This window comes from Fibrella musci, assembly GCF_041321105.1.
In the GTDB taxonomy this organism is placed as follows: Bacteria; Bacteroidota; Bacteroidia; order Cytophagales; family Spirosomataceae; genus Fibrella; species Fibrella musci.
The window spans coordinates 598,943-624,721 of the sequence record NZ_JBGGWD010000001.1 but is presented as its reverse complement, the minus strand read 5'-3'; the positions used below and the strand labels follow the sequence as shown (position 1 = coordinate 624,721).

The 25,779-nt window shown below is 58.0% G+C and carries 18 protein-coding genes; 13 read left to right on the top strand and 5 right to left on the bottom strand.

The annotated features are described in order from the left end of the window. Positions 1–516 precede the first annotated feature (516 nt). Positions 517–1,230, top strand: a complete 714-nt coding sequence (locus ACAW74_RS02465) for a gluconate 2-dehydrogenase subunit 3 family protein (protein WP_370696601.1) — start codon at positions 517–519, stop codon at positions 1,228–1,230. 107 nt (positions 1,231–1,337) lie between these two features. Next, positions 1,338–3,056: a GMC oxidoreductase gene (locus ACAW74_RS02460; RefSeq protein WP_370696600.1), complete on the top strand. Its 1,719-nt coding sequence runs from the start codon at positions 1,338–1,340 to the stop codon at positions 3,054–3,056. 152 nt (positions 3,057–3,208) lie between these two features. Here the strand turns inward: ACAW74_RS02460 and acs are convergent, their stop codons facing one another. From acs to ACAW74_RS02440, 4 genes are all read right to left on the bottom strand, one after another. Then, the gene (gene acs, locus ACAW74_RS02455; RefSeq protein ID WP_015331905.1) at positions 3,209–5,110 is read right to left on the bottom strand and encodes an acetate--CoA ligase; all 1,902 of its coding nucleotides are present in this window, start codon (positions 5,108–5,110) and stop codon (positions 3,209–3,211) included. Positions 5,111–5,226: 116 nt separating this feature from the next. Continuing rightward, positions 5,227–7,143 (bottom strand): propionyl-CoA synthetase, encoded by a 1,917-nt coding sequence (locus tag ACAW74_RS02450; RefSeq protein WP_370696599.1) that lies wholly within the window; start codon positions 7,141–7,143, stop codon positions 5,227–5,229. 98 nt (positions 7,144–7,241) lie between these two features. Then, positions 7,242–7,460, bottom strand: coding sequence for a DUF6814 family protein (locus tag ACAW74_RS02445; protein ID WP_370696598.1), 219 nt, complete (start codon positions 7,458–7,460; stop codon positions 7,242–7,244). 49 nt (positions 7,461–7,509) lie between these two features. Next, the gene (locus ACAW74_RS02440) at positions 7,510–9,090 is read right to left on the bottom strand and encodes an MFS transporter (protein ID WP_370696597.1); all 1,581 of its coding nucleotides are present in this window, start codon (positions 9,088–9,090) and stop codon (positions 7,510–7,512) included. A 314-nt stretch (positions 9,091–9,404) separates the two neighbouring features. On the opposite strand from ACAW74_RS02440, the gene ACAW74_RS02435 reads away from it, so the two are divergent. Continuing rightward, positions 9,405–9,659, top strand: a complete 255-nt coding sequence (locus ACAW74_RS02435) for a hypothetical protein (RefSeq protein ID WP_370696596.1) — start codon at positions 9,405–9,407, stop codon at positions 9,657–9,659. A 97-nt stretch (positions 9,660–9,756) separates the two neighbouring features. Beyond that, on the top strand, positions 9,757–10,755 hold the full coding sequence (locus tag ACAW74_RS02430) for an MBL fold metallo-hydrolase (RefSeq protein ID WP_370696595.1): 999 nt from the start codon (positions 9,757–9,759) through the stop codon (positions 10,753–10,755). Positions 10,756–10,853: 98 nt separating this feature from the next. Here ACAW74_RS02430 and ACAW74_RS02425 read toward each other — a convergent pair whose 3' ends face one another. After that, the gene (locus tag ACAW74_RS02425) at positions 10,854–12,461 is read right to left on the bottom strand and encodes a SulP family inorganic anion transporter (protein ID WP_370696594.1); all 1,608 of its coding nucleotides are present in this window, start codon (positions 12,459–12,461) and stop codon (positions 10,854–10,856) included. Positions 12,462–12,615: 154 nt separating this feature from the next. Here ACAW74_RS02425 and ACAW74_RS02420 point away from each other — a divergent pair, with 154 nt between their 5' ends. The 9 genes from ACAW74_RS02420 (at position 12,616) to ACAW74_RS02380 (ending at position 25,722) form a co-directional block, all read left to right on the top strand. After that, on the top strand, positions 12,616–13,827 hold the full coding sequence (locus ACAW74_RS02420; protein WP_370696593.1) for a THUMP-like domain-containing protein: 1,212 nt from the start codon (positions 12,616–12,618) through the stop codon (positions 13,825–13,827). A 110-nt stretch (positions 13,828–13,937) separates the two neighbouring features. After that, positions 13,938–14,609 carry a hypothetical protein gene (locus ACAW74_RS02415; protein WP_370696592.1) on the top strand — a complete coding sequence of 224 codons (672 nt, stop codon included), beginning with the start codon at positions 13,938–13,940 and terminating at the stop codon, positions 14,607–14,609. Positions 14,610–14,773: 164 nt separating this feature from the next. Continuing rightward, positions 14,774–15,169, top strand: a complete 396-nt coding sequence (locus tag ACAW74_RS02410) for a DUF2267 domain-containing protein (RefSeq protein WP_370696591.1) — start codon at positions 14,774–14,776, stop codon at positions 15,167–15,169. Between the two features lie 128 nt (positions 15,170–15,297). Then, on the top strand, positions 15,298–16,578 hold the full coding sequence (locus tag ACAW74_RS02405) for an acetyl-CoA hydrolase/transferase family protein (RefSeq protein WP_370696590.1): 1,281 nt from the start codon (positions 15,298–15,300) through the stop codon (positions 16,576–16,578). Positions 16,579–16,816: 238 nt separating this feature from the next. Continuing rightward, complete coding sequence (locus ACAW74_RS02400; protein ID WP_370696589.1) at positions 16,817–19,507, top strand: MGH1-like glycoside hydrolase domain-containing protein; 2,691 nt, start codon at positions 16,817–16,819, stop codon at positions 19,505–19,507. Positions 19,508–20,147: 640 nt separating this feature from the next. Further along, complete coding sequence (locus ACAW74_RS02395; RefSeq protein WP_370696588.1) at positions 20,148–20,528, top strand: co-chaperone GroES; 381 nt, start codon at positions 20,148–20,150, stop codon at positions 20,526–20,528. 13 nt (positions 20,529–20,541) lie between these two features. Then, positions 20,542–20,985: a DUF4174 domain-containing protein gene (locus ACAW74_RS02390; protein WP_370696587.1), complete on the top strand. Its 444-nt coding sequence runs from the start codon at positions 20,542–20,544 to the stop codon at positions 20,983–20,985. 169 nt (positions 20,986–21,154) lie between these two features. Next, positions 21,155–24,517 (top strand): putative type IX secretion system sortase PorU2, encoded by a 3,363-nt coding sequence (gene porU2 / locus ACAW74_RS02385; RefSeq protein ID WP_370696586.1) that lies wholly within the window; start codon positions 21,155–21,157, stop codon positions 24,515–24,517. Continuing rightward, entirely contained in the window at positions 24,514–25,722 is a 1,209-nt protein-coding gene (locus tag ACAW74_RS02380) for a hypothetical protein (protein WP_370696585.1), read from the top strand. Before porU2 ends, ACAW74_RS02380 begins: the two co-directional genes overlap by 4 nt. Positions 25,723–25,779 lie beyond the last annotated feature (57 nt).

Genomic DNA, 25,779 nt, shown 5'->3' with positions numbered 1-25,779 from the left:
AGAATAAATAGATTTTTGGTGCTGAGAAACAGCGGACGCGCTTTTGGAACACAACCTGACTAGTGTGGCTTTGGCTGACGGCAGACTGTAGCGGATGGACGAAAAGGAGGCAAACGTTGCGGGGCGAGAATCGTGGTGCGAAATCGGATTTGCTGGCGTGACGCGAAGAGCGCGCTGGGAGTTACGTCCAGTAAAGCCTAGTCAAGCAGGATGTTGCTGCGTTCCGGCAATGGTCGCTAGGCATACAGAGAAAGGAAAACGAGCCGGAATGTTTCATTTTTAATAGAAAAAATTTAACTGGCTAGGTAAACAGTTCTGTGACAATGACTTACAAAAGCGGCGCTTCCAGCCATTCTGATCGATCTCATAGCTGGAAGCGATGACAAGTACGAATGTAGATTTTCGTCCTGAATACACCAATTCGCAACGATATTTGGTATCCCCGACTCAGCCAGCCATAGGCGGGTTATGGGGCTGTATTCAGTATAAACAGGCCTCGGTCTTTTTTGCTTAGTTATGAACCGTAGAGAAGCCATCTTGCAAGTTGCCATCGCGATGGGGAGTGCCCTGTCGGCCCCGTCAATGGCGTCTATTCTGGAAGGGTATGAGCCGCACCGCCGCCGAACGTACCCACCCTCGGACTTTACGCTTGGGCCTGATGAGCAGACGCTGTTGGCCGAAATCGCCGAGGTGATCATGCCCGCCACGTCGACACCGGGTGCCAAAGCTGCCGGAGTGCCTGAAACGATTCAGCTGATCCTGAAAGACTGTTACAAACCCGCGCAACAAACCCATTTTCGGAAGGGACTGAACGCGGTGGAGGCAGAGAGCCAGAAAGTGCACGGCAAACGGTTTGTGGAGTTGCCCATCGAGCAGCGCACGGCCATTCTAACCCAGTTTGAGCAACTGGCGCTGGCCGAAGCCAAACGCAAGCCCAACAAACAGGAAAAACTGGCTACCGACGCCGAAACGACCCTGAGCGCCGTAGCCGCGGCAGGCAGTGAGCAAACCGAAGCTAAACTGGTAGACGCCGAAACCGGCGTGGTGGTAAAAGATGCCGCGAAGAACCCGCCGCTGACGCCCTTTTTCACGCTGATGAAGGAGTTGACGATTCTGGGCTATTTCAGCTCGGAGATCGGCTGCACGCAGGCGCTGGACTATGTGAAGATTCCCGGCCGCTACGAAGGCGTAGTGAAACTCAAACCCGGCCAAAAAGCGTGGGCGACGTAACAAAAACTGTTCACTGTTCTCCGTTTAGAGTCTACTGTTAGGTTGTCCAGACGTACCTGAGCCAACTAACAGCGAACTGAAGACAGAGGACTGACTACTCATTTTTCATGAATCTGAATCTCGACGCGAAAAAAGACATGACCTACGACGCCATCGTGGTAGGTTCGGGTATATCGGGTGGCTGGGCCGCCAAAGAACTCACTCAGAAAGGCCTGAAGGTGCTGATGCTGGAGCGCGGCCCCGACCTGAAGCACGTGGAAGATTACCCCACGGCCATGAAAGACCCCTGGGAGTTTCCGCACCGGGGGAAAATTGAGCTGTGGGCGGCCGAAGAATATTGGGCCAATGCCCGGTCGGGCGGAAAGCCGGGCGAAGACCAACGCCATATGTTTACGCGCGACGTCGACGTGCCGTACATCGAAAAACGCCCCTACGACTGGATTCGGGCCTACCACCTCGGCGGCCGGTCGCTGGTGTGGGGGCGGCAGAGCTATCGCTTCAACGAGCGCGATTTCACGGCCAACCTCGAAGACGGCCACGGGGTCGACTGGCCCATCCGCTACAAAGACCTCGCGCCCTGGTATTCATATGTCGAACGCTTTGCGGGGATCTCCGGCAACAAAGACGGGCTCGCTGTGCTGCCCGACGGTGAGTTCGTGCCGCCCATGCAGATGAACAGCGCCGAACTGAAGGCCAAGTCGGGTATCGAACAACACTTTAAAGGGCGCCACCTGGTGATTGGCCGTCCGGCGATCATATCCGTCGCCCAGAAGGTTCACACCGATCTGGGGCGGGCGTCGTGTCAGTTTCGCAATCTGTGCGTGCGGGGTTGTCCGTTCGGGGCGTATTTCAGTACGCAGTCGGCTACCTTGCCTGCGGCCATGAAAACCGGACGGCTGACGGTGATTACGGATAAGATCGCGTATCAGGTCATTTACGACGACCAGAAAAACAAGGCCGTTGGCGTGCGCGTGATCGATCAGAACACGAAGCAGCATCAGGAGTATTACGCCAAAATCATTTTCCTGAACGCATCGACGATGAACACGGCCTGGATCATGATGCAGTCGACGTCGAAACGCTTCCCGAACGGATTGGGCAACGACTCTGATCAACTGGGCCGCAACCTGATGGACCACCACCTGGGGGCTGGGGCATCGGGTGAACTGGAAGGCATGCAGGACCTGTATTACTTCGGACGACGCGGCAACGGCATCTACATTCCGCGCTTCGCCAACTGGGGCGACGACAAGCGCAACGACTTCGTGAGGGGCTTCGGCTACCAGGGCCGTGGTGGTCGGCAGGATTGGGTGGCGGGTGCTTCGCAACCCGGTTTTGGTCCCGCGTTCAAGGACAACCTGACCAAACCCGGCCGCTGGGAGTTCAACATTGGTGGTTTTGGCGAAACCCTGCCCGATCCCAGCAACCGCATGCGTCTGGCCTCCACGAAAGACAAGTGGGGCCTGCCCATCATCGAGTTCGACGCGGCCTGGGGCGACAACACGGTTGGGATGCGCAAAGCGATGATGAACGACGCCGCTGAGATGCTGGAAGCCGCCGGTTTTAAGAACATCAAGACCCGCAACGATAACACGAAGAATCAGGGCATTGGTATTCACGAAATGGGTGCCGCCCGCATGGGTCGCGACCCGAAAACGTCGGTGCTGAACGGCTACAATCAGGTGTGGGGTGCGAAAAACGTATTCGTTACGGATGGTGCGGCTATGGTGTCATCGTCGTGCGTGAACCCGTCGCTCACCTACATGGCGCTCACCGCCCGTGCCGCCGACTATGCCGTGAAAGAGCTAAAGCGAATGAATCTGTAAGCTGGGTACGTTGCCGTAAACCTTATAGGTTTTGAACGGGGGTCTCCAGTTCTATGAGGTTTGATAGGGCAGTTTATCAATTGATTCTCAGAACCACCAAAAACGCCGAACCAACTGGTTCGGCGTTTTTGGTGAGTTCAGGTACGTTGCCTTTACATCGCGCCCGACTTGATGTCCTCGACCACGGCTGGGTCTAACAGCGTCGTGGTGTCGCCCAAGTTGTTGGTGTCGCCTTCAGCAATCTTGCGCAGGATGCGGCGCATGATCTTGCCTGAGCGGGTTTTGGGCAGCCCACTGACAAACTGAATCTTGTCGGGTTTGGCGATGGGACCAATGATGCGGCTCACTGTAGCGAGAATATCGCGGCGCATCAGATCGGCGTCGTGGCCGCCTGAGCCAGGGTCGCCTTCAGTGATGACGTAGGCGTAGATACCCTGCCCTTTGATGTCGTGGGGGTAACCGACTACCGCGCTCTCGACCACGCCCGTGTGCATGTTGATGGCGTTTTCTACCTCGGCCGTGCCGATACGGTGGCCCGATACGTTCAGTACGTCATCAACGCGGCCAGTGATGCGGTAGTAGCCGTCTTCGTCGCGCAGGCAACCGTCGCCGGTGAAATACAGGCCTGGGTACGTCGAAAAGTACGTCTGTCGGCACCGTTCGTGGTCGCCCCAGGTGGTGCGCAGGATACCCGGCCAGGGGAAGCGGATGCAGAGGTTACCACTCACACCGTTGCCTTCGATCTCTTTCCCGGCTTCGTCGACGAGCAGGGGCTGCACACCCGGCAGGGGCAGCGTCGCGTAGGTCGGCTTGGTTTTGGTGATGCCCGCCAGCGGCGAAATCAGGATGCCGCCGGTTTCGGTTTGCCACCACGTATCCACGATCGGGCAGCGACCTTTGCCGATATGCTCATTGTACCAGTTCCAGGCCTCTTCATTGATCGGCTCGCCCACTGACCCCAGCACGCGCAGGCTGCTCAGGTCTTTGCCCGCGAGTGGTTCGGTGCCAAAGCCCATCAGCGACCGGATGGCCGTAGGAGCGGTGTACAGAATCGTGACGCGGTGCCGGTCGACGATATCCCAGAAACGCCCCGCATCGGGCCAGGTCGGTACGCCTTCGAAGATAATCGACGTGCTGCCCGCCAGCAACGGGCCGTAGACGATGTAACTATGGCCGGTAATCCAGCCCACGTCGGCGGTGCAGAAGTGAATGTCGCCAGGTTCGACCTGAAATACGTTCTCGAAGGTGTACTGCGCATACACCATGTAGCCCCCGACCGTGTGGACCACGCCTTTGGGCTTACCCGTACTGCCTGAGGTGTAGAGGATAAACAGCGGGTCTTCGGCGTCCATCTCCTCGGCGGGGCAGTCGCTTGTGACCTGCTTCATTTCGGTCTCCCACCACACGTCGCGGCCTTTGCGCATGGACACGGCCGTACGCGTATGGGTCATCACGATTACGCGCTGCACGCTGGGGCAACCAATCAGCGCATCGTCGACGGTGTCTTTCATCGGAATGCTCTTGTTGCCGCGCGCCGCGCCGTCCGACGTAATCACGACCGAGCACTGGGCGTCGTTGATGCGGTCGGCGATGCTCTGGGCCGAAAAACCGCCGAACACCACCGAGTGAATGGCCCCCACGCGGGCGCAGGCCAGCACGGCCACGGCCAGTTCGGGCACCATCGGCATATAAATACAAACGCGGTCGCCTTTTTTCACCCCGTTGCGCTTCAGCACATTGGCAAAGCGGCACACGTAGTCGTGGAGCATCTTGTACGAAAGCGTCACGCTGGGTTCGGCGGGGTCGTTGGGTTCCCAGATGATGGCGGGCTGGTTGGGCCGGTCGCGGAGGTGGCGGTCCAGTACGTTTTCGGTGATATTGAGCTTGCCGCCCGGAAACCACTTGATCGAGGGTTCCTCGAAATTCCACTGAAGGGTTTTGGTCCAGGGTTTCCGCCACTGAAATTCCTGCGCGACTTCCGCCCAGAAGGCTTCGGGGTCGTCAACGCTGCGTTGGTAGGCGGTCTGGTAGTCGGCAAAGGTTCGGATACGCATAAGGGGTAATGGATAAACGGTTCGTGGTTTTAAAAGTAGGGCGACCGGCTGATTTTACGTTGACCGATTCTATCAAATTTGCTCAATTCCTGGAGATCGCTGTCTGGCTGATGGGGTCAGGCGTCGGCAAAGGCTACCCCAACGCGCGCCGACTGAAGGGCCTGCCGGATCTCGCCGATGATGGCCGGGTCGTCGATGGTAGGGGGGATGTCGAACGGTTCGCCATCGGCTAGTTGACGGATGGTTTTGCGCAGAATCTTGCCCGAGCGGGTCTTGGGCAACCGCTTGATGGTGAGCGCGTTTCGGAACCAGGCCAGCGCGCCGATTCGTTCGCGCAGCAGCGCCACCAACTCTTGTTCCAGCGCCGCCGGGGCGATGGTTTGCCCGTCTTTCAGGACGATAAACCCGACGGGTCGTTGCCCCCGCAGCGGGCAGGCAATGCCCACCACCGCGCACTCCGCCACGGCAGGATGGCTGCTGACCAATTCTTCCATTTCGCCGGTGGACAGGCGGTGCCCGGCTACGTTGATCACGTCATCGACCCGGCCCATGATAAACACGTACCCGTCATTGTCGACGTACCCACCGTCGCCGGAGAGGTAATAGCCGGGGAATCGGCTGAGGTACGCGTCGCGGAAACGGGGTGTGTCGCGCCAGAGTGTGGGCAGGCAACCGGGCGGCAGGGGGAGCTTCAGGCAAACGTACCCTTCTTCGTTGGGGCCCAGCGGCTGCCCAGCCTCGCCCAGTATCTGCAAATCGTAGCCACAAACCGGCCGGGTGGCCGAGCCAGGTTTTACCGGTAACGCCTCAATCCCCAACTGATTGGCCACCATCGGCCAGCCCGATTCGGTTTGCCACCAGTGATCGACCACAGGTACGTTGGTGACCTCTTGCAGCCAGGCCAGCGTAGGCGGGTCGCAGCGCTCGCCGGCTACAAAAACCGCTTGAAGGGTCGAGAGGTCATACTGTTGGCGAAGCGTGGCGTCGGGGTCTTCTTTCCGGATGGCGCGGAAGGCCGTTGGGGCCGTAAACAGTACGTTGGCACCGTGGTCCTGCACGACCCGCCAGAACGTACCTGCGTCGGGCGTACGCACGGGTTTGCCTTCCAGAATCACCGACGTACAGCCGTGCAGCAACGGCCCGTATACCGAATAGCTATGCCCCACGGCCCAGCCAAAATCAGAAGCCGTGAACATCACCTGGCCGGATTGCAGGTTGTAAATGGCTTTCATGCTGTAGACCAGTGCTACGGCATGCCCACCATTGTCGCGCACGATGCCTTTGGGTTTGCCCGTCGTCCCCGAGGTATACAGGATGTACAGCGGATCGGTGGCCGCTACCGGTACGCACTCGGCGGGCTGCGCCTGCGCCACCGTCGAGGCCCAATCGGCGTAGCGAGGCAGGCTCAGGTCGGCCGTGCATTGGGGACGCTGGAAAAGCAGGCAATGTGCGGGCTGATGCGTCGCGAGCCGAAGCGCTTCGTTGAGTAGTGGCTGATAGGGAATCAACCGGTCGAATTCGATGCCGCAGGAGGCCGTCAGCACTACCACCGGCTGGGCGTCGTCGATCCGGATAGCGAGCTCGTGGGGCGCAAAGCCGCCAAACACCACCGAATGCACGGCCCCCAACCGGGCGCAGGCCAGTATCGCCATCGCCGTTTCGGGGATCATGGGCATGTAAATAATGACCCGATCGCCCCGCCCGACGCCCAGTGCCCGCAGCGCCCCGGCCAGTTGGGCTACTTCGTCGCGCAGCTGCCGGTAGCTGATGTGCCGCACCACGCCCGTCACCGGTGAATCGTAGATGAACGCATCCTGCTCGCCCCGACCCTGCTCCACCTGATAGTCGACGGCGGCGTAGCAGGTATTGAGTTCGCCATCGGCAAACCAGTCGGTAAGGCCGTCGGCGTTGGTCGACCGGATGCGGCTGGGTTTCCGGCTCCAGGGAATGGCCTCAGCCTGTTCGGCCCAGAAACCGTCGGGGTCATTCAGGCTGCGCTGATACTGGCTGTTGACAGGGGGCAACGTGCTCATGGCGATAACGGGTTAGGTTCGGATTCAGCAGAAAAAAAGCGGTCGCTGGTCCACCGTGCTGACCCAGGACCGCTTAGTTATAACGGGAACGGGGCCAGTTAGTCGTCGTATTCGCCCCGCACGGCATAATAGCCGAATGTGGCCAGCCCGCCCACGATCAGGGGCATCAGCACAAAGACGACAATGATACCAAAAACGAGGTCGTCGGTTTTGGCAGAAACCAGTTTGGGAATGCCCAAGGCCGTTACGCCAAAATAACCACTGAGGGCTGCCAGTGCGAGCCAGACAAAGCCCAGTATACGTTTGAGTCGGTTCATTTAGACGGATCTATTTTCGAGTTGAGAAAAAGGTTAACGCCAAACGAGGCTAGTCGGTAGCCTGTGGGCGATTTTTGATGTAAAACAGGCCAATCACAAAGCTGACCGCCGCAATCACGATGGGATACCACAGACCTTCCAGATAAGGCGCGGCGTAGGGGAGAGCAGCCCCGGCTTTCGCCGCTGTGGCGTTGGCTTCGTTGGCCCCGGTGGCCAGGTACGTTGCCACAGCCGGCAGCAGACCGCCGAATACGCCGTTGCCGATATGATAAGGCAGCGACATCGACGTGTAGCGAATTTTAGTCGGAAACATTTCGACCAGAAACGCAGCGATTGGGCCATACACCAGCGTCACGAAAATAACCTGCACAAACACCAGCCAGATGAGCGTCCAGCGGTCGGCGTCGTTGAGGATAATGGTCTTCTTGATCTCGGGTTTGGCGGGAACGGTACCGGGATCGGCCGCTCGTTTTTGCTTCGTTACCTCGGTCAGTCGGGTGCCGTCGGTGTAATCGCGCTGGATGGTTTTGGTCATGATCGACACACCGGCTAGTTTGGGGTCGGCGGTCAGCACCGAATCCTGCGTGATGGTAGCGGTGATCGCTTCTTTGTTGGCCAGGTTGGTCGTCTGGTAGATTTTCTCGTAGATGGGGCGATAGGTGAAAATAGCCACTAACATACCCGTCAGCATAATGCCCTTCCGGCCGATCCGGTCCGACAGCCAGCCAAACACCACGAAAAATGGCGTGCCCATCAGCAGCGCGACGCTCATAAGGCTATCGGCTTGAATAGCATCGACGTTACACACCGTTTTGATGAAACTCATGGCGTAAAATTGCCCCGTGTACCACACGACGCCCTGCCCCATCGTAGCCCCAAACAGGGCCAGTAGCACAAACTTGAAGTTATACGTGTTGCCGAAGCTTTCTTTCAGGGGGTTAGTCGACGCCTTGCCCTCGGCTTTCACTTTGGCAAACAGCGGCGACTCATTCATGTTGCGCCGGATGAGGTATGAGACGAAGACCATCAGCACCGACACCCAGAACGGCACGCGCCAGCCCCAGTCATCGAAGGCTTCTTTCGACAGCGAGAGCCGCGTAATCAGGATCACGATCAGCGATACGAACAGCCCTGCCGTAGCCGTAATCTGAATCCACGAGGTCCAGAAACCGCGCTTGTCGGCGGGCGAGTGCTCGGCCACATAGGTCGCCGCCCCGCCGTATTCGCCACCCAGCGCCAGCCCCTGCAACAACCGGAGTATCAGCACCAGCAGCGGTGCCAGAAAGCCGATCGTCTCGTAGCTGGGTACCAGCCCAATGGCAAAGGTGGCTCCGCCCATGAGCATCAGCGTAACCATGAAGGTGTATTTGCGGCCGATGAGGTCACCCAGACGTCCGAAGAAAAGAGCCCCGAATGGGCGCACCACAAACCCGGCGGCAAAGGTGGCGAGGGTCGACAGGAAGGCTGCTGTGGGGTTGCCTTCCGGGAAGAATTTGGTCGCCAGAATAGTGGCCAGCGAGCCGAAAATGTAAAAGTCGTACCACTCGATGAGCGTACCAACCGACGAAGCGCCAATCACGCTGATCAGCGAACGGGCTGAGGCGGTTTGGGGCTGTTGTTCTGTGAGCATAAAAAAGAGAAGGAGGGGGTTTCAGGAAAGCTGCTGATGCCCGACAGCGTGGCATCTGAAGCCATACTAAACTGCCGGCTTGCGCCATATTGGGAAGGAAAGCCCAGGCTAATCATACTCACAGCCGCTCACGCAAAAAGGTGTTTAGCATGCCTCCAGGGGCGGTTGCGACCCCGCCAACGGGAACTGGCCCGGATCACCCTAACCAGGTGGCGTGAATGAGTTTCGAGGAAGACTACTAAACCACTAGGTTTTATTTGCAAACAGTCGGTTAACCTGGCTGTTAAAACGAAGGTACAAACGAACCCAATGATATGGCTACTGAAGAAAACGACGACATTATCCGGGCCAAACAGGCCATTTCACCCGCCGGGCTGGGCGATCAATCAGCCGAAGGCAACAGCGGTCCCGGTGCCGAACTGGACGCCCCCGAACTGGCCCCCAACGAGCTGGAAGACACCTACATGGACGGCGATGAACCGAGTGCTAACGCGCCCATGAGCCACCCCAACCGCAATGCAGACGGGAAGGCCGAACTCGACAAGCCTGGCTACGGCGGCGGGCACTAAGTGAAAAACGCATTGCGCTTTATTGGCCCGCCGTCGGTGTTGGTGATGTGCCAACCCGATCGGTGGGCCTATCCTGTTAACACAAATCTCAACGATCATGAAAAAACAACCTTCCGACTCGCTGCTTGAGCAGCGTGACCCCGTTGTCGCTCCCGCCGACAACGAGTCGGGCCTGAATGCCCCCGAGGCAACGCCCTACGACGTAACCGACGACGTGCTAGGCCTGAAAACCCTGTTTGTTAACGTGTTTTTTGTGGGGAAACCCGGTCCCGGCAACGACTGGGTGCTGGTCGATACCGGCTTCATGGGCTACGCCGATTCGGTTCGGCAACGGGCGGCATCGCTGTATGGCCCCGGCACGGCCCCCAAAGCCATTGTGCTCACCCACGGCCACGCCGATCACGTAGGTACGTTGCGGGAACTGCTGAAACACTGGGGCAACGTACCTGTCTACGCGCATCCACTCGAACGCCCTTACCTGACGGGCGTGTCCAGCTATCCGCCGCCTGACCCGGCTATCGGTGGGGGCATGATGTCGCTGATGTCGTGGATCTTCCCGATTGGTCCCGAAGATTTCAGCGATGTGCTGCAACCCATTCCGGCATCAGGCAAACTCGATGAGTTACCAGGCTGGCGCGTCATTCATACGCCGGGTCATGCGCCGGGCCACGTATCGCTCTTCCGCGATGCCGACCGGACGCTGCTGGCGGGCGATGCCTTCGTGACCACGAATCAGAATGCGCTGTCGGCAGTCATCAACCAGACAGAAGAGCTCCACGGCCCACCGGCCTATTTCACCTGCGACTGGAAAGCCGCCGAAGACTCGGTGCGGAAACTGGCCCTGCTGAACCCGCACAATGTTGGCACGGGCCATGGCCATGCCATGCGTGGCCTCGATCTGCAACTCGAGCTGGGCCGCCTCGTCAGCAATTTTGCCGAACGGGCCATTCCGTCAGAGGGTCGCTACGTGAAAGAACCGGCTGTCACCAACGAAAACGGGATTGTTTCGATGCCATCGCCGACCTCCTTTCTGGTAGCGCGTGCCCTGGGCATCGGCCTGCTCGTCGGCCTGACCGTCTGGGCTGTGAGAAGGTGAAGTGAATGAATAATGCACAATGTATAATGGACAATGTACAATGGGCCGGTCGGCGAACCGCTGACGCAAACCCATTGTACATTGTCCATTATTCATTCCTACGACTCTCCCGTAATCACTTCCCGGATGGGTTCGTAGCGCGGGAGTTTATACTTATGCTGTGTGACATCGCGCAGTTCGTAGTCGATGCCCTGCAAAACGGCTTTCTCGCGAAAATCGAGCAGAATGTTGTAGATGTCCTGATCGATGAAGTTGGCATGCTGGCCATCGACCACGACCGAATCGCCCGGACGCAGGCTCCGGAGGGTTTCTTTCAATTGGGGTTTGCTCAGGAAATACAGGTCTTTCTGGAATTCGATCAGCACGTTCTTGCCATTCCGGACGACGAGAAACGTAGTCTGGAAGTTCGAGTACAGAATAAAGACGATGCCCACAACCGTTCCGAGCGCGATGCCCACGAGCAGGTCGGTGAAGACAATGCCGAGTACCGTCACGATGAACGGGACAAACTGGTTGAGGCCGTCGCCCCAGGTTTTGATGAAGATGGTTGGTTTGGCCAGTTTATAGCCCACCATAATCAGCAGGGAGGCCAGACAGGCCAGCGGAATATGGTTCAGGATGGAGCCTGCCAGAAAAACGGCTGCGCACAGCAGCACACCGTGCGTGATGGCCGATACGCGCGTTTTCGCCCCGCCGAAGACGTTGGCCGAAGTCCGCACCACCACCGACGTAATGGGCAGCCCGCCAATCAGTCCCGATACCAGATTGCCGATTCCCTGCGCCAGCAGCTCCTGATCCGGCGATGAGGCGCGTTTATAGGGGTCGAGCCGGTCTGAGGCTTCCAGGTTCAGCAGCGTTTCCAGACTCGCCACCAGCGCAATCGTTGCACCAATGGTATACACGTTCGGGTTGCTCAGTATGCTGAAATCGGGAAAATCGAAGATCGAAAAGAAGCTGTCGCCCGTTTTGACCAACGGAATGCGCACCATGTGTTCGTTGGAGTCGCCCAGATACCAGTCGGGCATATGCAGGCCAAACAGGTAGTTGAGCCCCACGCCCAGAAACACCACCGCCAGCGCGGCGGGTAGGTTCTGGAAAAACTTGACGCCCCGGCCGGCCGTGCGCTCCCAGATAATCAGCAGCACCAGCGAAATCAGGCTGATCACCACGGCACCGGGGCTGGCCGTCGCGATGGCCCGATAAATTTCGGAGAGCGTATTTTCGCCGTCGGCCAGCTGTTGAAACTCAAACTCGCCTTCGTAATCGTTGTCCCGGCCCAGCGCGTGCGGAATCTGTTTCAGGATGATCACCAGCCCAATACCCACCAGCATGCCTTTGATGACGGCATCCGGGAAAAAACTGCTAAACCGACCGGCTTTGAGCAGACCCAGCCCTAACTGAATCGCACCGGCCAGCATCACCGCGACCAGAAATGCCTCATAAGACCCTATTTTTAGGATCGAATCGGCCACGATAACCGCCAGGCCGGCGGCCGGGCCGCTGACGCTCAACTCAGAGCCCGAGAAGAAACCCACAATCAGGCCACCAATGATGCCCGCCACCAAACCGGCAAACAGCGGGGCACCAGATGCCAGCGCAATGCCCAGGCAAAGCGGCAGGGCGACCAGAAACACAGCTACGCCAGCGGGAAGATCGTAGCGGAACCATTGGGGCTTATAAGCCGCCAAACTTTTAAACGGATTCACAGAAACGGAAAGGTTATCAATTTGTGTAGAAAAGAGAGTAGGAATGCATAGTCGCCGGGCCAACTACCCAGCCAGACGATGGACGGATAGCGGCGCACATGGCATAAATTAAAACGATATTAAAGGTAACTGGAATTACCTGCATAAACAGTGTATGGCTCGACTTCTTACGGCTGCCGAACAAACGTTTGTTACAACCCACCTGACGCATGACGTGCGGGCACTGGCCCTGCAAACGGCGAGGCGAACCGACATCGACGGACCAGTGGTCGTTGCCCAGATTCAGGCCCGCCAAAAAGCCCGTAGCAAACTGCCCAACTGGTATGCCAACCCAGCGCTGCTATTCCCGCCGCCGCTCTCTGTAGAGCAGGCCTCGTCGGAGGCTACGGCGGCTTATAAAGCTTCGCTGGTAGGAGGGAGTACCTTACTCGACCTGACGGGCGGCATGGGGGTAGACGCCGCCGCCTTCGCGGCACAGATGGCGCACGTAACGTACCTGGAACAACAACCCGCCGTGGCGGCGGCTACGGCCTACAACCTGACGCAACTGGGCCTTACCAACGTCGACGCGCAGGTTGGCGACGGCTTGGCGTACCTCGGGAACGTACCTGAGCGGGCCGATTGGCTCTATCTCGACCCGGCCCGCCGCGACGATCGGGGCGGGCGGGTCGTGGGCCTCGCCGACTGTGACCCCGATGTGCTGACGTACCTGCCATTATTACTGGAAAAAGGCCGAAACGTCCTGATCAAAACATCGCCCCTGCTCGACATCGAGGCCACGCTGCGGCAGCTGCCCACCTGCCGGGCGGTACACGTGGTGGCGTTGCAGGGCGAAGTGAAAGAGTTGCTGTTTGTGCTCGACCAAATCCAAATCGAGCGGCCCGCCAGCGCCGTAGGGCTTGTGGCTGTTGATCTGCGCCACGATGGACCCGTTACGTTCTCGTTTGAGCGGATCGAAGAAGCCAACGCCACTGTTTCGCTGGCCGATTTCGGAACCGGCTTACCAACGCACCTGTACGAGCCTAACGCGGCGGTGTTGAAAGCGGGAGCCTTCCGGCTGGTTGGCGAGCGCTTCGGGTTGGCCAAACTGGCCCCCCACAGCCACCTATACACAGGCGATAAACTCGTTGGTGACTTTCCGGGGCGGGTGTTCCAGATTGAAGCGATCTGCAAAGCCGACCGCAAAACCTTGCTGACATACGTACCTGGCGGGCGAGCTAACCTCACGGTACGGAACTTTCCGCAGTCGGTCGATATGTTACGCAAGCAACTGAACTTGCTTGAAGGCGGCGAGATCTATGTATTTGCCACAACCCTGCCAACCAACGACAAACGGTTAATTATAACCCGCAAAGCATTACTTTGACGGATAAAACGGGTCTAACACCAACGATTTGGGCGCAGAAGGCCTCCTGTGTAGTAGCCATTAGGCCGCTGTGTTCAGCAACGAATAAACTCATCTACACACAACTAACTATGCGTAACGTACTGATTAGCGCCGGGCTTTTCCTGACCACTTTGCCCGCATTCGCCCAAACCATCTATGCGGGCGACCAGACCATCGACAAGCAGACGTACAAAGGCCTGTTTCTGACCATCCCGATGGCCGACCGGCAGGTCGAACGCGACTGGGAAGAGCAACTGAAGCAATACGGCCGCCTGACCACATCGCGCAGTGTGTACCGCGTCACTACCGCCGACATCCGCGACATTTCGTCGGAGCCCGTCAACCTGACCAGTCAGATCAAGGGCAACAAAAAATCGACGACGATCTTTGTGGCCTTCGATCAGGGTAGCGGCAACTTTATCTCGCCCGGCAATGGGAATTACAGTGCTGCCGAAACGATGCTGAAAAATTTCGCCGACAAAACGATTTTCAACGACGAAGTGCGGGGTGCCGAAGGATCATTCAACGAGGCTCAGAAGGCGCATCAGAAGCTAGTGAAACGTGGCGAAAGCCTGGTGAGCGACATCGAATCGAACCGGAAGGAAAAAGAACGCCTGCTCCGTAAAATCGACGAGAACGCCAAAGAACTGGAGCAGTTGCAGAAAGACGTCGAAACTAACAAAACCGATCAGGCCAATGCCCTGACCGAGATGGATAACAAACGCAAAAACGTCGAAGCCGTAAAAGCGAAGAAGCAATAGACAGGAACATGGTTTGCTGTTCACTGTCCTCCGTTCGCTGTCTTCTGTTGGCTGACGCGAACGTATGCAGGCGTCAGCCAACAGAAGACAGTGAACGGAGGACAGTAAACAGTAAACCGTGAACCGGAGTTGACATAACGTAATCAACTTATTCGATCAACGTTATGCAGTATCCTGAATTCATCCATGCCGCCAAGGCTAAACTTGGCGTCGACACGGAGCAAGAGGTGCTTGATGTCGCTCGTGCGTTTCTGCACACCCTCACGACCCACTTGGCCGGTAACGCCGCCGATAAACTGGGCGCGCAGTTGCCTGGTCCCCTGCTCGATATCATCCGCGAAATTCCGCCCGAAGAACGCGATCAGGGCGAACGCTTCAAGCTCACCGAGTTCTACGAACGGGTAGGCGACCAACTGGGCGTTGATGCCGAAGCCGGCAAGCAAAAGACGCATCAGTTTATGGAACTGCTGGGGCAGATGATTACCACCGGCGAGTTGCACAAAATCAAAGTCACCCTCTCCGACGACTACGCCCCGCTGTTTGAGGGCATGGTGGTGTAAAAATCAGTGTACAGTGAGCAGTATGCAGTAGACAATGAACCGCGATCATGCTGTACTTTGCCCGGTAAGCTGTCTTTTTTAAATCCACTGCATACTGTTCACTGTACACTGTAAACTGAATTCCCCCCATGCCCCTTCCACTCGCCACACCCGAACAGGCCGTTTCGGCCATCCAAAGTGGTAACCGCGTCTTTATCCATAGCGTAGCGCAAACGCCCCATGTCCTGATCCGGGCGATGGTAGCGCAGGCTGATCGCCTGACCAACGTCGAGATCTGCCACATCCACACCGAAGGAGCGCTGCCGTATCTGGAACCGCAGTACCAGCACGCCTTTCGGCCCAACTCGTTCTTTATCGGGGCCAACATGCGGCGGCAGCTGGCACAGGGCATCGGCGACTACGTACCCATCTTTCTGAGCGAAATCCCGCTGCTGTTCAGCCGCAACATCCTGCCCGTCGATGTGGCGTTGATTCAGGTGTCGCCGCCCGATGCGCACGGGTATTGCTCGCTCGGTCCCTCGGTCGACGTGTCGCTGGCGGCCATTCGGGCGGCCAAGTACGTCATTGCGCAGATCAACCCGCGCGTACCACGTACCCACGGCGACGGCCTCATTCCCGTATCGATGCTCCACGCCGCCGTGGAAGTTGACGAACCGATCTACGAAGTCAAACCCGGCGAGATCGACGCCACCGACCGTAAAATCGGGCAGTACGTGGCGAGTCTGGTCGAGGATGGCGCAACGCTGCAACTCGGTATCGGCGGGATTCCCAACGCCACGCTGGCCGAGCTGATTCATCACAAAGGACTGGGTATTCATACCGAAATGTTTACCGACGGCATCATTGATCTGGTGGAGCGGGGCGTCATCACGGGCGAACACAAAACGGTGTTGCCGTATCGCATTGTGTCGAGTTTTGTGATGGGCAGTCAGCGCGTTTACGATTTCATCGACGACAACCCGGCCGTAGCCATGAAACAGGCGAGCTACACCAACGATACGGCCATCATCCGCCGCAACCCGAAGGTGACCGCCATCAACAGCGCCATCGAAATCGACCTCACGGGGCAGGTCTGCGCCGATACCATCGGCACCATGCAGTATTCGGGCGTGGGGGGGCAGATGGACTTTGTGCGGGGTGCTTCGCTGTCGGAAGGCGGCAAGCCGATTATCGCGCTCCCGTCGGTCACCAGCAAAGGCCTGAGCAAGATCGTACCGTTCCTGAAAGAAGGCGCCGGCGTGACCACCACCCGCGCCCACGTACACTACATCGTGACCGAATACGGCATTGCCAATCTCTACGGCCAAAACCTGCGCCAACGCGCCCGCGCCCTCATCAACATCGCCCATCCCGACCACCGCGAAGCCCTGGAGCGGGAAGCCCACGCTCGATTCGGGCAGTTGGGATGAGGGTTGGCGTTTCGAGTTTTATGTTTCGAGTTTACAGTTGGCTGACGCAAGCCGACCATGCTTCAGTCAACTTTTAACTGTAAACGCCAAACGGTAAACTCAACCGTTAATCTCTATGGCGAATCAAAGTACTTTACTGCACTTTTCAAGGAATTGGCCGGGGTTCAAATCCCGGCCTTTATTTTTACACCTTGTTTTACAGTTTATTACCATTCAGGCTATCGTACGTCAAAACGTCATGAGTGCAGAAGCAGAAAAATTGCGGATTTATGACCGGGCCGATAACAAAGGCTGGAAAAAGTGGGGACCTTATCTCTCTGATCGCTCATGGGGTACCGTGCGCGAAGATTACAGCCCCTACGGCGATGCCTGGAATTTCGTCAGCCACGACATGGCGCGCTCGCGGGCCTATCGGTGGGGTGAAGAAGGCATTGGCGGGATTTCCGACAACAAAGGACATATCTGCTTTGCACTGGCTTTCTGGAACCACCGCGATAATATCCTGAAAGAGCGGTTTTTCGGGCTTACCGGTCCCGAAGGCAACCACGGCGAGGATGTAAAGGAACTGTATTATTACCTCGACAGTACCCCCACCCACTCCTACATGAAGATGCTTTACAAGTATCCGCAGCAGGAGTTTCCGTACAACCAGTTGGTAATCGAGAATATGCGCCGGAGCCGCCAGGAGCCCGAGTACGAGATTCTGGATACGGGTGTTTTTGATCAGGACGAATACTTCGACATTGTTATCGAATACGCCAAAGCCGATCAGAACGACTGGCTGGTGACCGTAACGGCCCACAACCGGGCCCCGGTCGATGCGCCGCTGACGCTCCTGCCGACGATGTGGTTTCGGAATACCTGGTCGTGGGGCTACGAGAAATACAACGTGCGGCCCATGCTGACGGGGCTGGCCACGAGTCAGATCGAGGTAAACCACCGACAACTGGGCAAATACAAACTGTACTGCGAAGACGCCGACGAGTTGCTCTTCTGCGAGAACGAAACCAATACCGAGCGCCTCTATGGGCGGCCCAACGTAACGGCCTACCCCAAAGATGCCATCAACAACTACCTCATCACGGGGCGGCCCGAGTACGTCAACCCCAACCGGATTGGCACCAAAGCCTCGGCCCGCTACACCCGCAACGTACCGGCGGGCAAAAGCGTGAGCATCCGGCTGCGGTTTAGTGATCAGACCCACCTGACCCAGCCGTTCGGCGATTTCGACGCCCTGTTTGCCCTGCGTAAAGCCGAGGCCGACGAATTCTACGATGACCTGCAGGCCAGTGCGCATACCGGCCCCAATGCCAGCCCCGATCTGGTCAACATTCAACGGCAGGCCTACGCGGGCATGCTCTGGAGCAAGCAGTTTTATTACTACAACGTCAACGAATGGCTGAAGGGCGACCCCAATATGCCCATTCCGTTTCAGGGACGTGTGTATGCCCGCAACGAGCAGTGGCGGCATATGTACACGGCCAACATCCTGAGCATGCCCGACAAGTGGGAGTATCCTTGGTTTGCGGCCTGGGATCTGGCTTTCCACACGCTGACGCTCGCCCGCCTAGACCCCCACTTCGCCAAACGGCAACTCGCCGTTATCCTGCGCGAGTACTACATGCATCCCAACGGACAGATTCCGGCCTACGAATGGAATTTCTCCGACGTAAACCCGCCTGTGCATGCCTGGGCGACCTGGAAGGTCTACGAGATCGACAAGCAGATGAACGGCGTGGGCGACGTGGCGTTTTTGGAGCGTGTGTTCCATAAACTGCTGCTCAACTTCACCTGGTGGGTGAACCGCAAAGACGTCGAAGGCAACAACATCTTTGGTGGCGGCTTCCTTGGCCTTGATAACATCGGGGTCTTCGACCGGAGCCAGCCGCTGCCGATGGGCGGGCGCATCGAGCAGGCCGACGGCACTGGCTGGATGGCCATGTACACCCTGAATATGCTCCGGATTGCCTGCGAAATCTCGCTGGTGCGGCCGAGCTATCAGGACATGGCCAGCAAGTTCTTCGAGCACTTCCTGCACATTGCCTCGGCCATGAACAACCTGGGCAAGCAGCACATCAGTCTCTGGGACGAAGAAGACCAGTTTTATTACGACATCCTGCACACGCCCGACAAACAGGCGCGGCTGCTGAAAATCCGGTCGATGGTGGGTCTGATTCCGCTCTTTGCCGTGGAAGTCATCGACGACGAACTGCTCTCGAAACTGCCCGATTTTCGACGCCGTCTGGAGTGGGTGCTCACCAACCGCCCCGACCTGGCCTCGCTGGTGTCGCGCTGGCACGAACCGGGTAAAGGCTCGACCCACCTGCTGAGTTTGCTACGGGGCCACCGAATGAAAATGCTCATGCGCCGTATGTTCGACGAAGCCGAGTTCCTCTCGGACTACGGCATCCGGGCGCTGTCGAAATTCCACGAGAAGCAGCCTTACGAACTGCACATGAACGGTGAGGTCCTGCGCGTGAAATACGTACCGGCCGAATCGGAAACGAGCATTTTTGGCGGAAACTCCAACTGGCGCGGGCCCATCTGGTTCCCGCTCAACTTCCTGCTGGTCGATTCGCTGCTGAAGTTCTACCAGTATTACGGCGACGATTACGAGGTAGAGTACCCCACGCATTCCGGACAGGTGATGAGCATCCGCGACGCGGCCATGCTGGTTGCCGAGCGACTCATCAACCTCTTCCGCGCCGACGCCACCACCGGCAACGTACCTGCGATGGGCGACCTGAACCGCTTTGCCAACGACCCGAATTTCAAAGACCTGCTGCTGTTCTACGAATACTTCAACGGCGACAATGGCAGTGGCCTGGGTACAACCCACCAAACCGGCTGGACCGGCCTCGTCGCCGACCTGATCGAGTATTACACGCAGTTTCAGTCGGTGAAGCAAGCCGTGCCGGTCGGGAAATAATGGAGTGACGGATGGCTCTGTGGTGTATCTTGTGTCAGCAGATATACTACAGAGCCATTTAGTGTCCGGCCGCGATTGTATGAGAGAGCGTTGAAAAACGCTTGTACTGAACTGTCAATCAATCGATTGTGTATTCGGAAAAAGCCGAAAATTTGCTTTGAAAAGCGTTGTTTGACCGACTGAAATACCAAAAAAGAGCCAGAGTAAATAGCCTGTACAGGGCTGACTATGAGTTGCTTATCTCAAAGTACGGCCTTAACGTACCTGATCCAGAGCAAGATGGATTGAAACATCCCGCCGGTAGAAGATACTAGTTCCACTGTCGCCCTTAACGTACCTGATCCAGAGCAAGATGGATTGAAACAATCGGGCAGTTGTCAGCTCATTGCCATCAGCGTCGACTTAACGTACCTGATCCAGAGCAAGATGGATTGAAACCTGCGTTGCGCCGGCGCTGCCGAATCCCTGGAATGCCTTAACGTACCTGATCCAGAGCAAGATGGATTGAAACGAGTGTCCCGCAGCTCCTCGGGAGGGTCAACTTCCAGATGTTGCTTGATGGAAGATAGCGGAATCCTGTCGAAAGCCAATTGAACCCCGCGACAGCCACGGGTGTTTACCCAGCGAAACGCCGAATGAGATGCTGAACGTAACACCGGATAATAAACTGAAACGCCTGCTCGTAGTGGGCGACCGCGTCCTGATCAAACCCAAAGGCCCGAGCGAACGTACCTCGTCGGGCCTGTACCTGCCGCCAACGGTGCAGGAAAAGGAACAGGTGCAGTCGGGCTACGTGGTGAAAGTGGGGCCGGGGTATCCCATCCCCGCCGCCGTCGATGACGAGCCCTGGCGCGAAACCGAAGAAAAAGTGAAGTACATGCCCTTGCAGGCGCAGGAGGGCGATCTGGCCATCTACCTGCAACGTAACGCCATTGAACTCGACTACGAAGGGGTGCCGTACGTAATCATGCCGCAGCAATCCATTCTGCTGCTCGAACGGGCCGACGACCTTTTCGATTAAACCGATAAACATCATGCGACGACTCGGGTTAGTAAGCATATGCCTGCTGGCATTCATCTTACTCAACATCATGGAAAGTGTAGCCAACCAGAAGAAGTCGCTCAAAGCGATTCTTGACGAAAAAAAAGACCATCGCCGGGTGGTGTTGCTCTACGGACGTGACATCAATCAGGGCCACCTTATTGAACAACAACAGGCATTCATGGCCGCGCAGGAAGGACTGACCGAGCGCGACGTTGATGTGATCGTGCTCATCAACAGCGAGCTGGCCGAACCCGACCGGCAGTACCTTATGAGCCACCACTTCGAGTTTGTGCCGTCCGACGATTTTGCCGGTTATCTGATCGGTAAAGATGGGTTGATGAAGAAAAAATTCACGCACCCCATCGCTGTCGACGACCTATTCAAAACCATCGACGCCATGCCGATGCGGAAAGACGAAATGAAGAAAAGCTAAGGCCTGCTGTCGGCCTGACAAAACGCCTCGCCCCGATCTGAACAGACCAGGGCGAGGCGTTTTTTGTAAGCAACTCGTTCGGCAAGGATATACAGCTTTGCGTGTTACGAACCAACTGGTAAGTATGTGTCGGAAAGCTGTAACTTGGTAGCCTTCTATTGGCCACCGTATGAATCGACTGTACTACCTGACCGTAACCATGTTGCTGTCTATTGGTGCCTATGCCCAACAGCCCGTTCTGGGCAATGAGTGGATCAACTACCAGCAGACGTATTACAAAATTCCTGTCGCCCAGAAAGGGCTCTATCGGCTCACCACCAGTGATTTGCAGAAAGCGGGTGTGCCGGTCGCTACGCTTGATCCGCGGACCCTTCAGTTGTTTCACCGGGGCGTTGAGCAGGCGATTTGGGTGGAAGGGGAAACCGACGGCACTTTCGATGCAGCTGATTACGTGGAGTTTATTGGCCGTGGCAACGACGGCCTGCCCGACTCGGCCCTCTACCGCCCGACGTCGGCGCAACCGCATCCCTATTACAGCCTGTATTCCGATACGACGGCCTATTTCCTGACGTCCCGCCTCGACGCCAAACCCGGCAAGCGCATGGGCCGCTACACCGATCTCGACGCGGGCAGCGGCGCAACGGCCCTCTTGCCCGAACCGTATGTGTGGGTGGACGAGCGGCGGGTTTTTACCGATCAATACCCGGCGGGCAATATCTACCCGATGGGAGCGGGCTACAGCAACGGCGCCATCCTGAGCAGCTACGACGTGGGCGAAGGCTGGATGGGCAACAGCATCAAACCCCAGAGTACCTACAGCCAGACAATCCCGCTCAGTCGCCTGTATAGCAGCCCCACTGCCACTCCTCGGCTCGACCTGATCGTGATTGGCCGCACGCCAACCAACCACCTCGTGCAGGTGAGTGTGGGGGCGGCTGGCCGGCAGCGAACGCTGGCCCCGTTCGAGCTGATGAACTACGATACCAAACGGCTGACGGTGCCACTGTCTGCCACCGAGGTGCCGGGCGAGGTGGCGTGCAGCCTGAGCCCGCAGAACGACAACGACGAGATTTCGCTGGCCGTATTGCAGGCAACGTACCCACAACAACCCGATATGGGTGGCTACACGTACCGCGAATTTCGGCTGAATCCAGTGGCGGGCGGGAGGGCGCTGCTCCGCCTGACCAACGTGGGGGCCACCGCCCGCCTGTACGACATCACTACGCCCGAGCAGGCATCCGTGGTGTCAGGTACGTTAGTCAACGGCACCTTTACGAGTGTCGTTCGGGGAGCCAACGTGGCACGGAACCTGTTGTTGGTGAGCGAGGTAAAAGCGGTGCCGTTCATTCGGCCCGTGACCTTCCGGAACATCAACCCGGCCAGGGTGAATTTCGCCATCATTGCCCACCCGATGACCCGGCAGCCCATCGCCGAAACGTCCGGTGTCGCCGCCGCCGATCCTGTAACCGCCTACGCCGTCTACCGGGCCTCGAAAGCCGGGGGGAGCTACGACACCCTGACCGTTTCGATTCACCAACTGTACAACCAGTTTAACTACGGCGAACGGTCGCCCCTGGCCATCCGCCGGTTTGCCGATTTGCTGGCCCGCGCCGGTGGCCCCACCAAACACCTGCTCCTGATTGGGCGGTCGTATGACCCGCAACGGTTTCGGAAAGAGCCACAGATCGACACGCTCGACATGATTCCCAACGGTGGCTGGCCCGGCTCTGACCTGTCGATGGTAACGGGCATTGCCGGTCGGCCCGCCTACGTACCTGGCATTGCCATCGGCCGACTCAACGTAACGCACCCCCGGCAGGTGCTCGACTACCTCGGCAAGCTGAAAGAACACGAAGCCGCCCCCGCTACGGCTCCCTGGCGCAAGCAGATGCTGCACCTGAGTGGTGGCAAATCGGCCTACGAACTGGCCTTATTTCGGTCGTTCGTCGATGATTTTGGCCGACGCATCACCGGTCAGTACAGCAGCGCCACGGTCGAGACGGTGTCGAAGCAGACCGACAACCCTACCGAGGCGATTTCGGTGGTGGCGCAGGTCAACCGGGGGGTGGGCATTCTGTCTATGTTTGGCCATTCGAGCCTCGACATCGCCGATATCGATATTGGCTATGTGAGCAACGACCGGCTGGGCTACCGCAACAAAGGCCGCTACCCGCTCGTCATTGCCAACGGTTGCGCATCGGGCAATTTTTACTTTTACATCAATGGCTTCCGCCCCTTTGTGACCGACTGGGTACTGACGCCCGACCGGGGGGCAATTCTGGCGATTGCTCATACGCACAATGGCTTTGCCAGTGCCCTCAAAAACTACTCCGATCATCTTTACACCGTGCTGGCCGACAGCGCCTGGATTGGTAGCACATTCGGGGCGATTCAGGTGGAAACGATACGTCGCTATCTGGCCGAAAATGGGTCAGTATACGACCTGGCCAACGCCGAGCAGATTACCTTGCAGGGCGACCCGGCGGTGCGGCCATTTCCGTTCACCCGGCCCGATCTGAGCTTTTCGGAGGGCGGTATTGCCGTGAAAACAACGGGCAATGCCGTGACACTGCGGGCCGTGGCGCTCAACCTGGGCCGGGCCACCCACAAACCCGCCGAGGTACGTATCCGAGCCTATGATGCCGACGGACGCATTCTGTTTACGACGAACACACGCATCGATGCCACGCGATTTGCCGATACGCTCACGGTGTCCCTGACGCTACCCCCCGCCACCACACCCTACTACGAGCTGTATGCGGATGCCGACGGGATGCTCGACGAGGAGCGCCGCGACAACAACAGCCTCCGCTTCGACGCCACCGGCAAACTGACTGATCTGCCGTTTACGATCGACAACACCCCACCTGTGGTGGAAGTGGCGTTTGATGGCCGACGCCTCCGTACCGACGAACTGGTGGCGCCCCAACCCACGATTGAGGTGCTGGTGGCCGATGAAAACACGCGACTGGCCGCAACCGGCCCGCCCACGGTTGAGCTGTATCTGCAACGGCCCTGCGCGCAGGCGCCTTGCTCGTTTGAACGCCTGACGATCAGCCCACCAGCCGCTACCTGGACCAAACGAGGGAATGACTACGTGTTGTCGTACCGCCCGGCGCAGCCGTTTGCCGATGGGGTCTACACGCTGGAAGCCTATGGCAGCGACCTGAGTGGCAACCGGGCGCAACCTTACGCCATCCGCTTCACCGTGCGAACCGAGCCAGTCGTTACCGAGGTGACCGCTGCACCGAACCCCTTTGTGGCCCAAACGGTCGTTCGCTACACGCTGGCGGGTGCCCAAACCCCGGCACCGGCCACGCTGCATATCTACGATCTGTCGGGGCGGGTGGTGCGCGCCGTTCGGCTGGCCACCCATATCGGCAACAACGAGTTTGTTTGGGACGGCACCACCGACAGCGGTGCCCCGGCGGTAGCAGGCACGTACCTGTACCGCCTCGATTTGCCCGGCTACGAGGCGTATGAAAACGACGCACAGCGTAAACTGACGGGTAAGCTGGTGCTGCTGCGATGAGGCTCGTTGGGCTATGGCTCCTGCTGACGGGCCTCATCGCCGCCCTGGCGCTCGGTAACCCCAACCATTTCCTCAGCGTTGATTCACAGTACTACCTGTCGATGGCGGGTTGGTTGGTGGGGCTCAATGGCGATCAGTATGGCCACGTCAGTACCGGTTGGGACAGTACCTTCCCGGTCGGCTATCCGCTGCTCACTGGTGGGCTGGCCCGGCTCACAGGTACGTCGTTGCTGGCGGCCTCAAAAGGGTTGCAGAGTTTGCTGGTTGGGGTATTTTTTTGGGTTTGGCGGCGACGGCTGGGCAGCACCACAACGGGCTGGATGGGGTCGGTACTGTTGCTCGGCGGGTTTCTGCGGATACTGGCCTATACCTGGTCGGAGTGGACGTTTATGGTGCTGCTACTGGAAGGTTACTGGCTCGTTAGCCAACGTACCCAATCACCCAGTTATACCTATGGCCTGCGCCTGTGGATGCTGACAATGAGCCTATTTCTGCTCAGGTACGTTGGCGGGTTTGTCGTAATTGCGTATGGGCTGCAAGCTATTGTGACCTATTGGCGCGAAGGCCGCCCCGGTATCTGGCGTCGCATTGGTCCCGATTTATTGTACGTGGGGCTGTCGGTAGGGGGGATGCTGGCCTACTTCGGCCTCAACCTGCACCTGACGGACTCCCCCTTCGGCGGCGAACGGTTCATCGAAACAACCGAACCGTTGTGGGCTACCCTGTCGCTGATCGCCCTATCAGTAAGCAACGAATTACTTTTGCTCCGCGACTACGTACCTGGCGAATCGGCCACGCTCGTCTGGGTCGGCTTGCTGATTCAACTTGGGCTGGTGGTTTGGCTGTGGCGCATCGTCAGGTCGCGCCGCGAAACTATCCTGCCGCCCGACGAACGACTGGCTCGGCTGCTGTACGTGTGGATTTGGGCTTCGGCAACGTACCTGGCCATGCTGTTTGGCATGCGGCTGGTGAGTCCGTTCAGCGGTCCCAACGCCCGTATGCTGTCCGTTGTCTCGCTGCCGTTGCTGATGGGTGTCGCGGCCTGGGTAAGCCGTTTCCCCAACCTGACCCTCCGCCGTCGGCTAGCCCGTTGGTGGGTGGTCCTGTTGCTGGCCAGCTGGCTCCAGCTTCTACCCCAAACAGATACGGCGGGCAAGCTGAGTCAGTATTTGTTTGGGAACGCAAAGGCGCAAAGGGATCGCTAAGAGCGCAAAGAATGGTGATAATCAACTCTTCTACAGGATTGATGAGTAGCTTCGCGC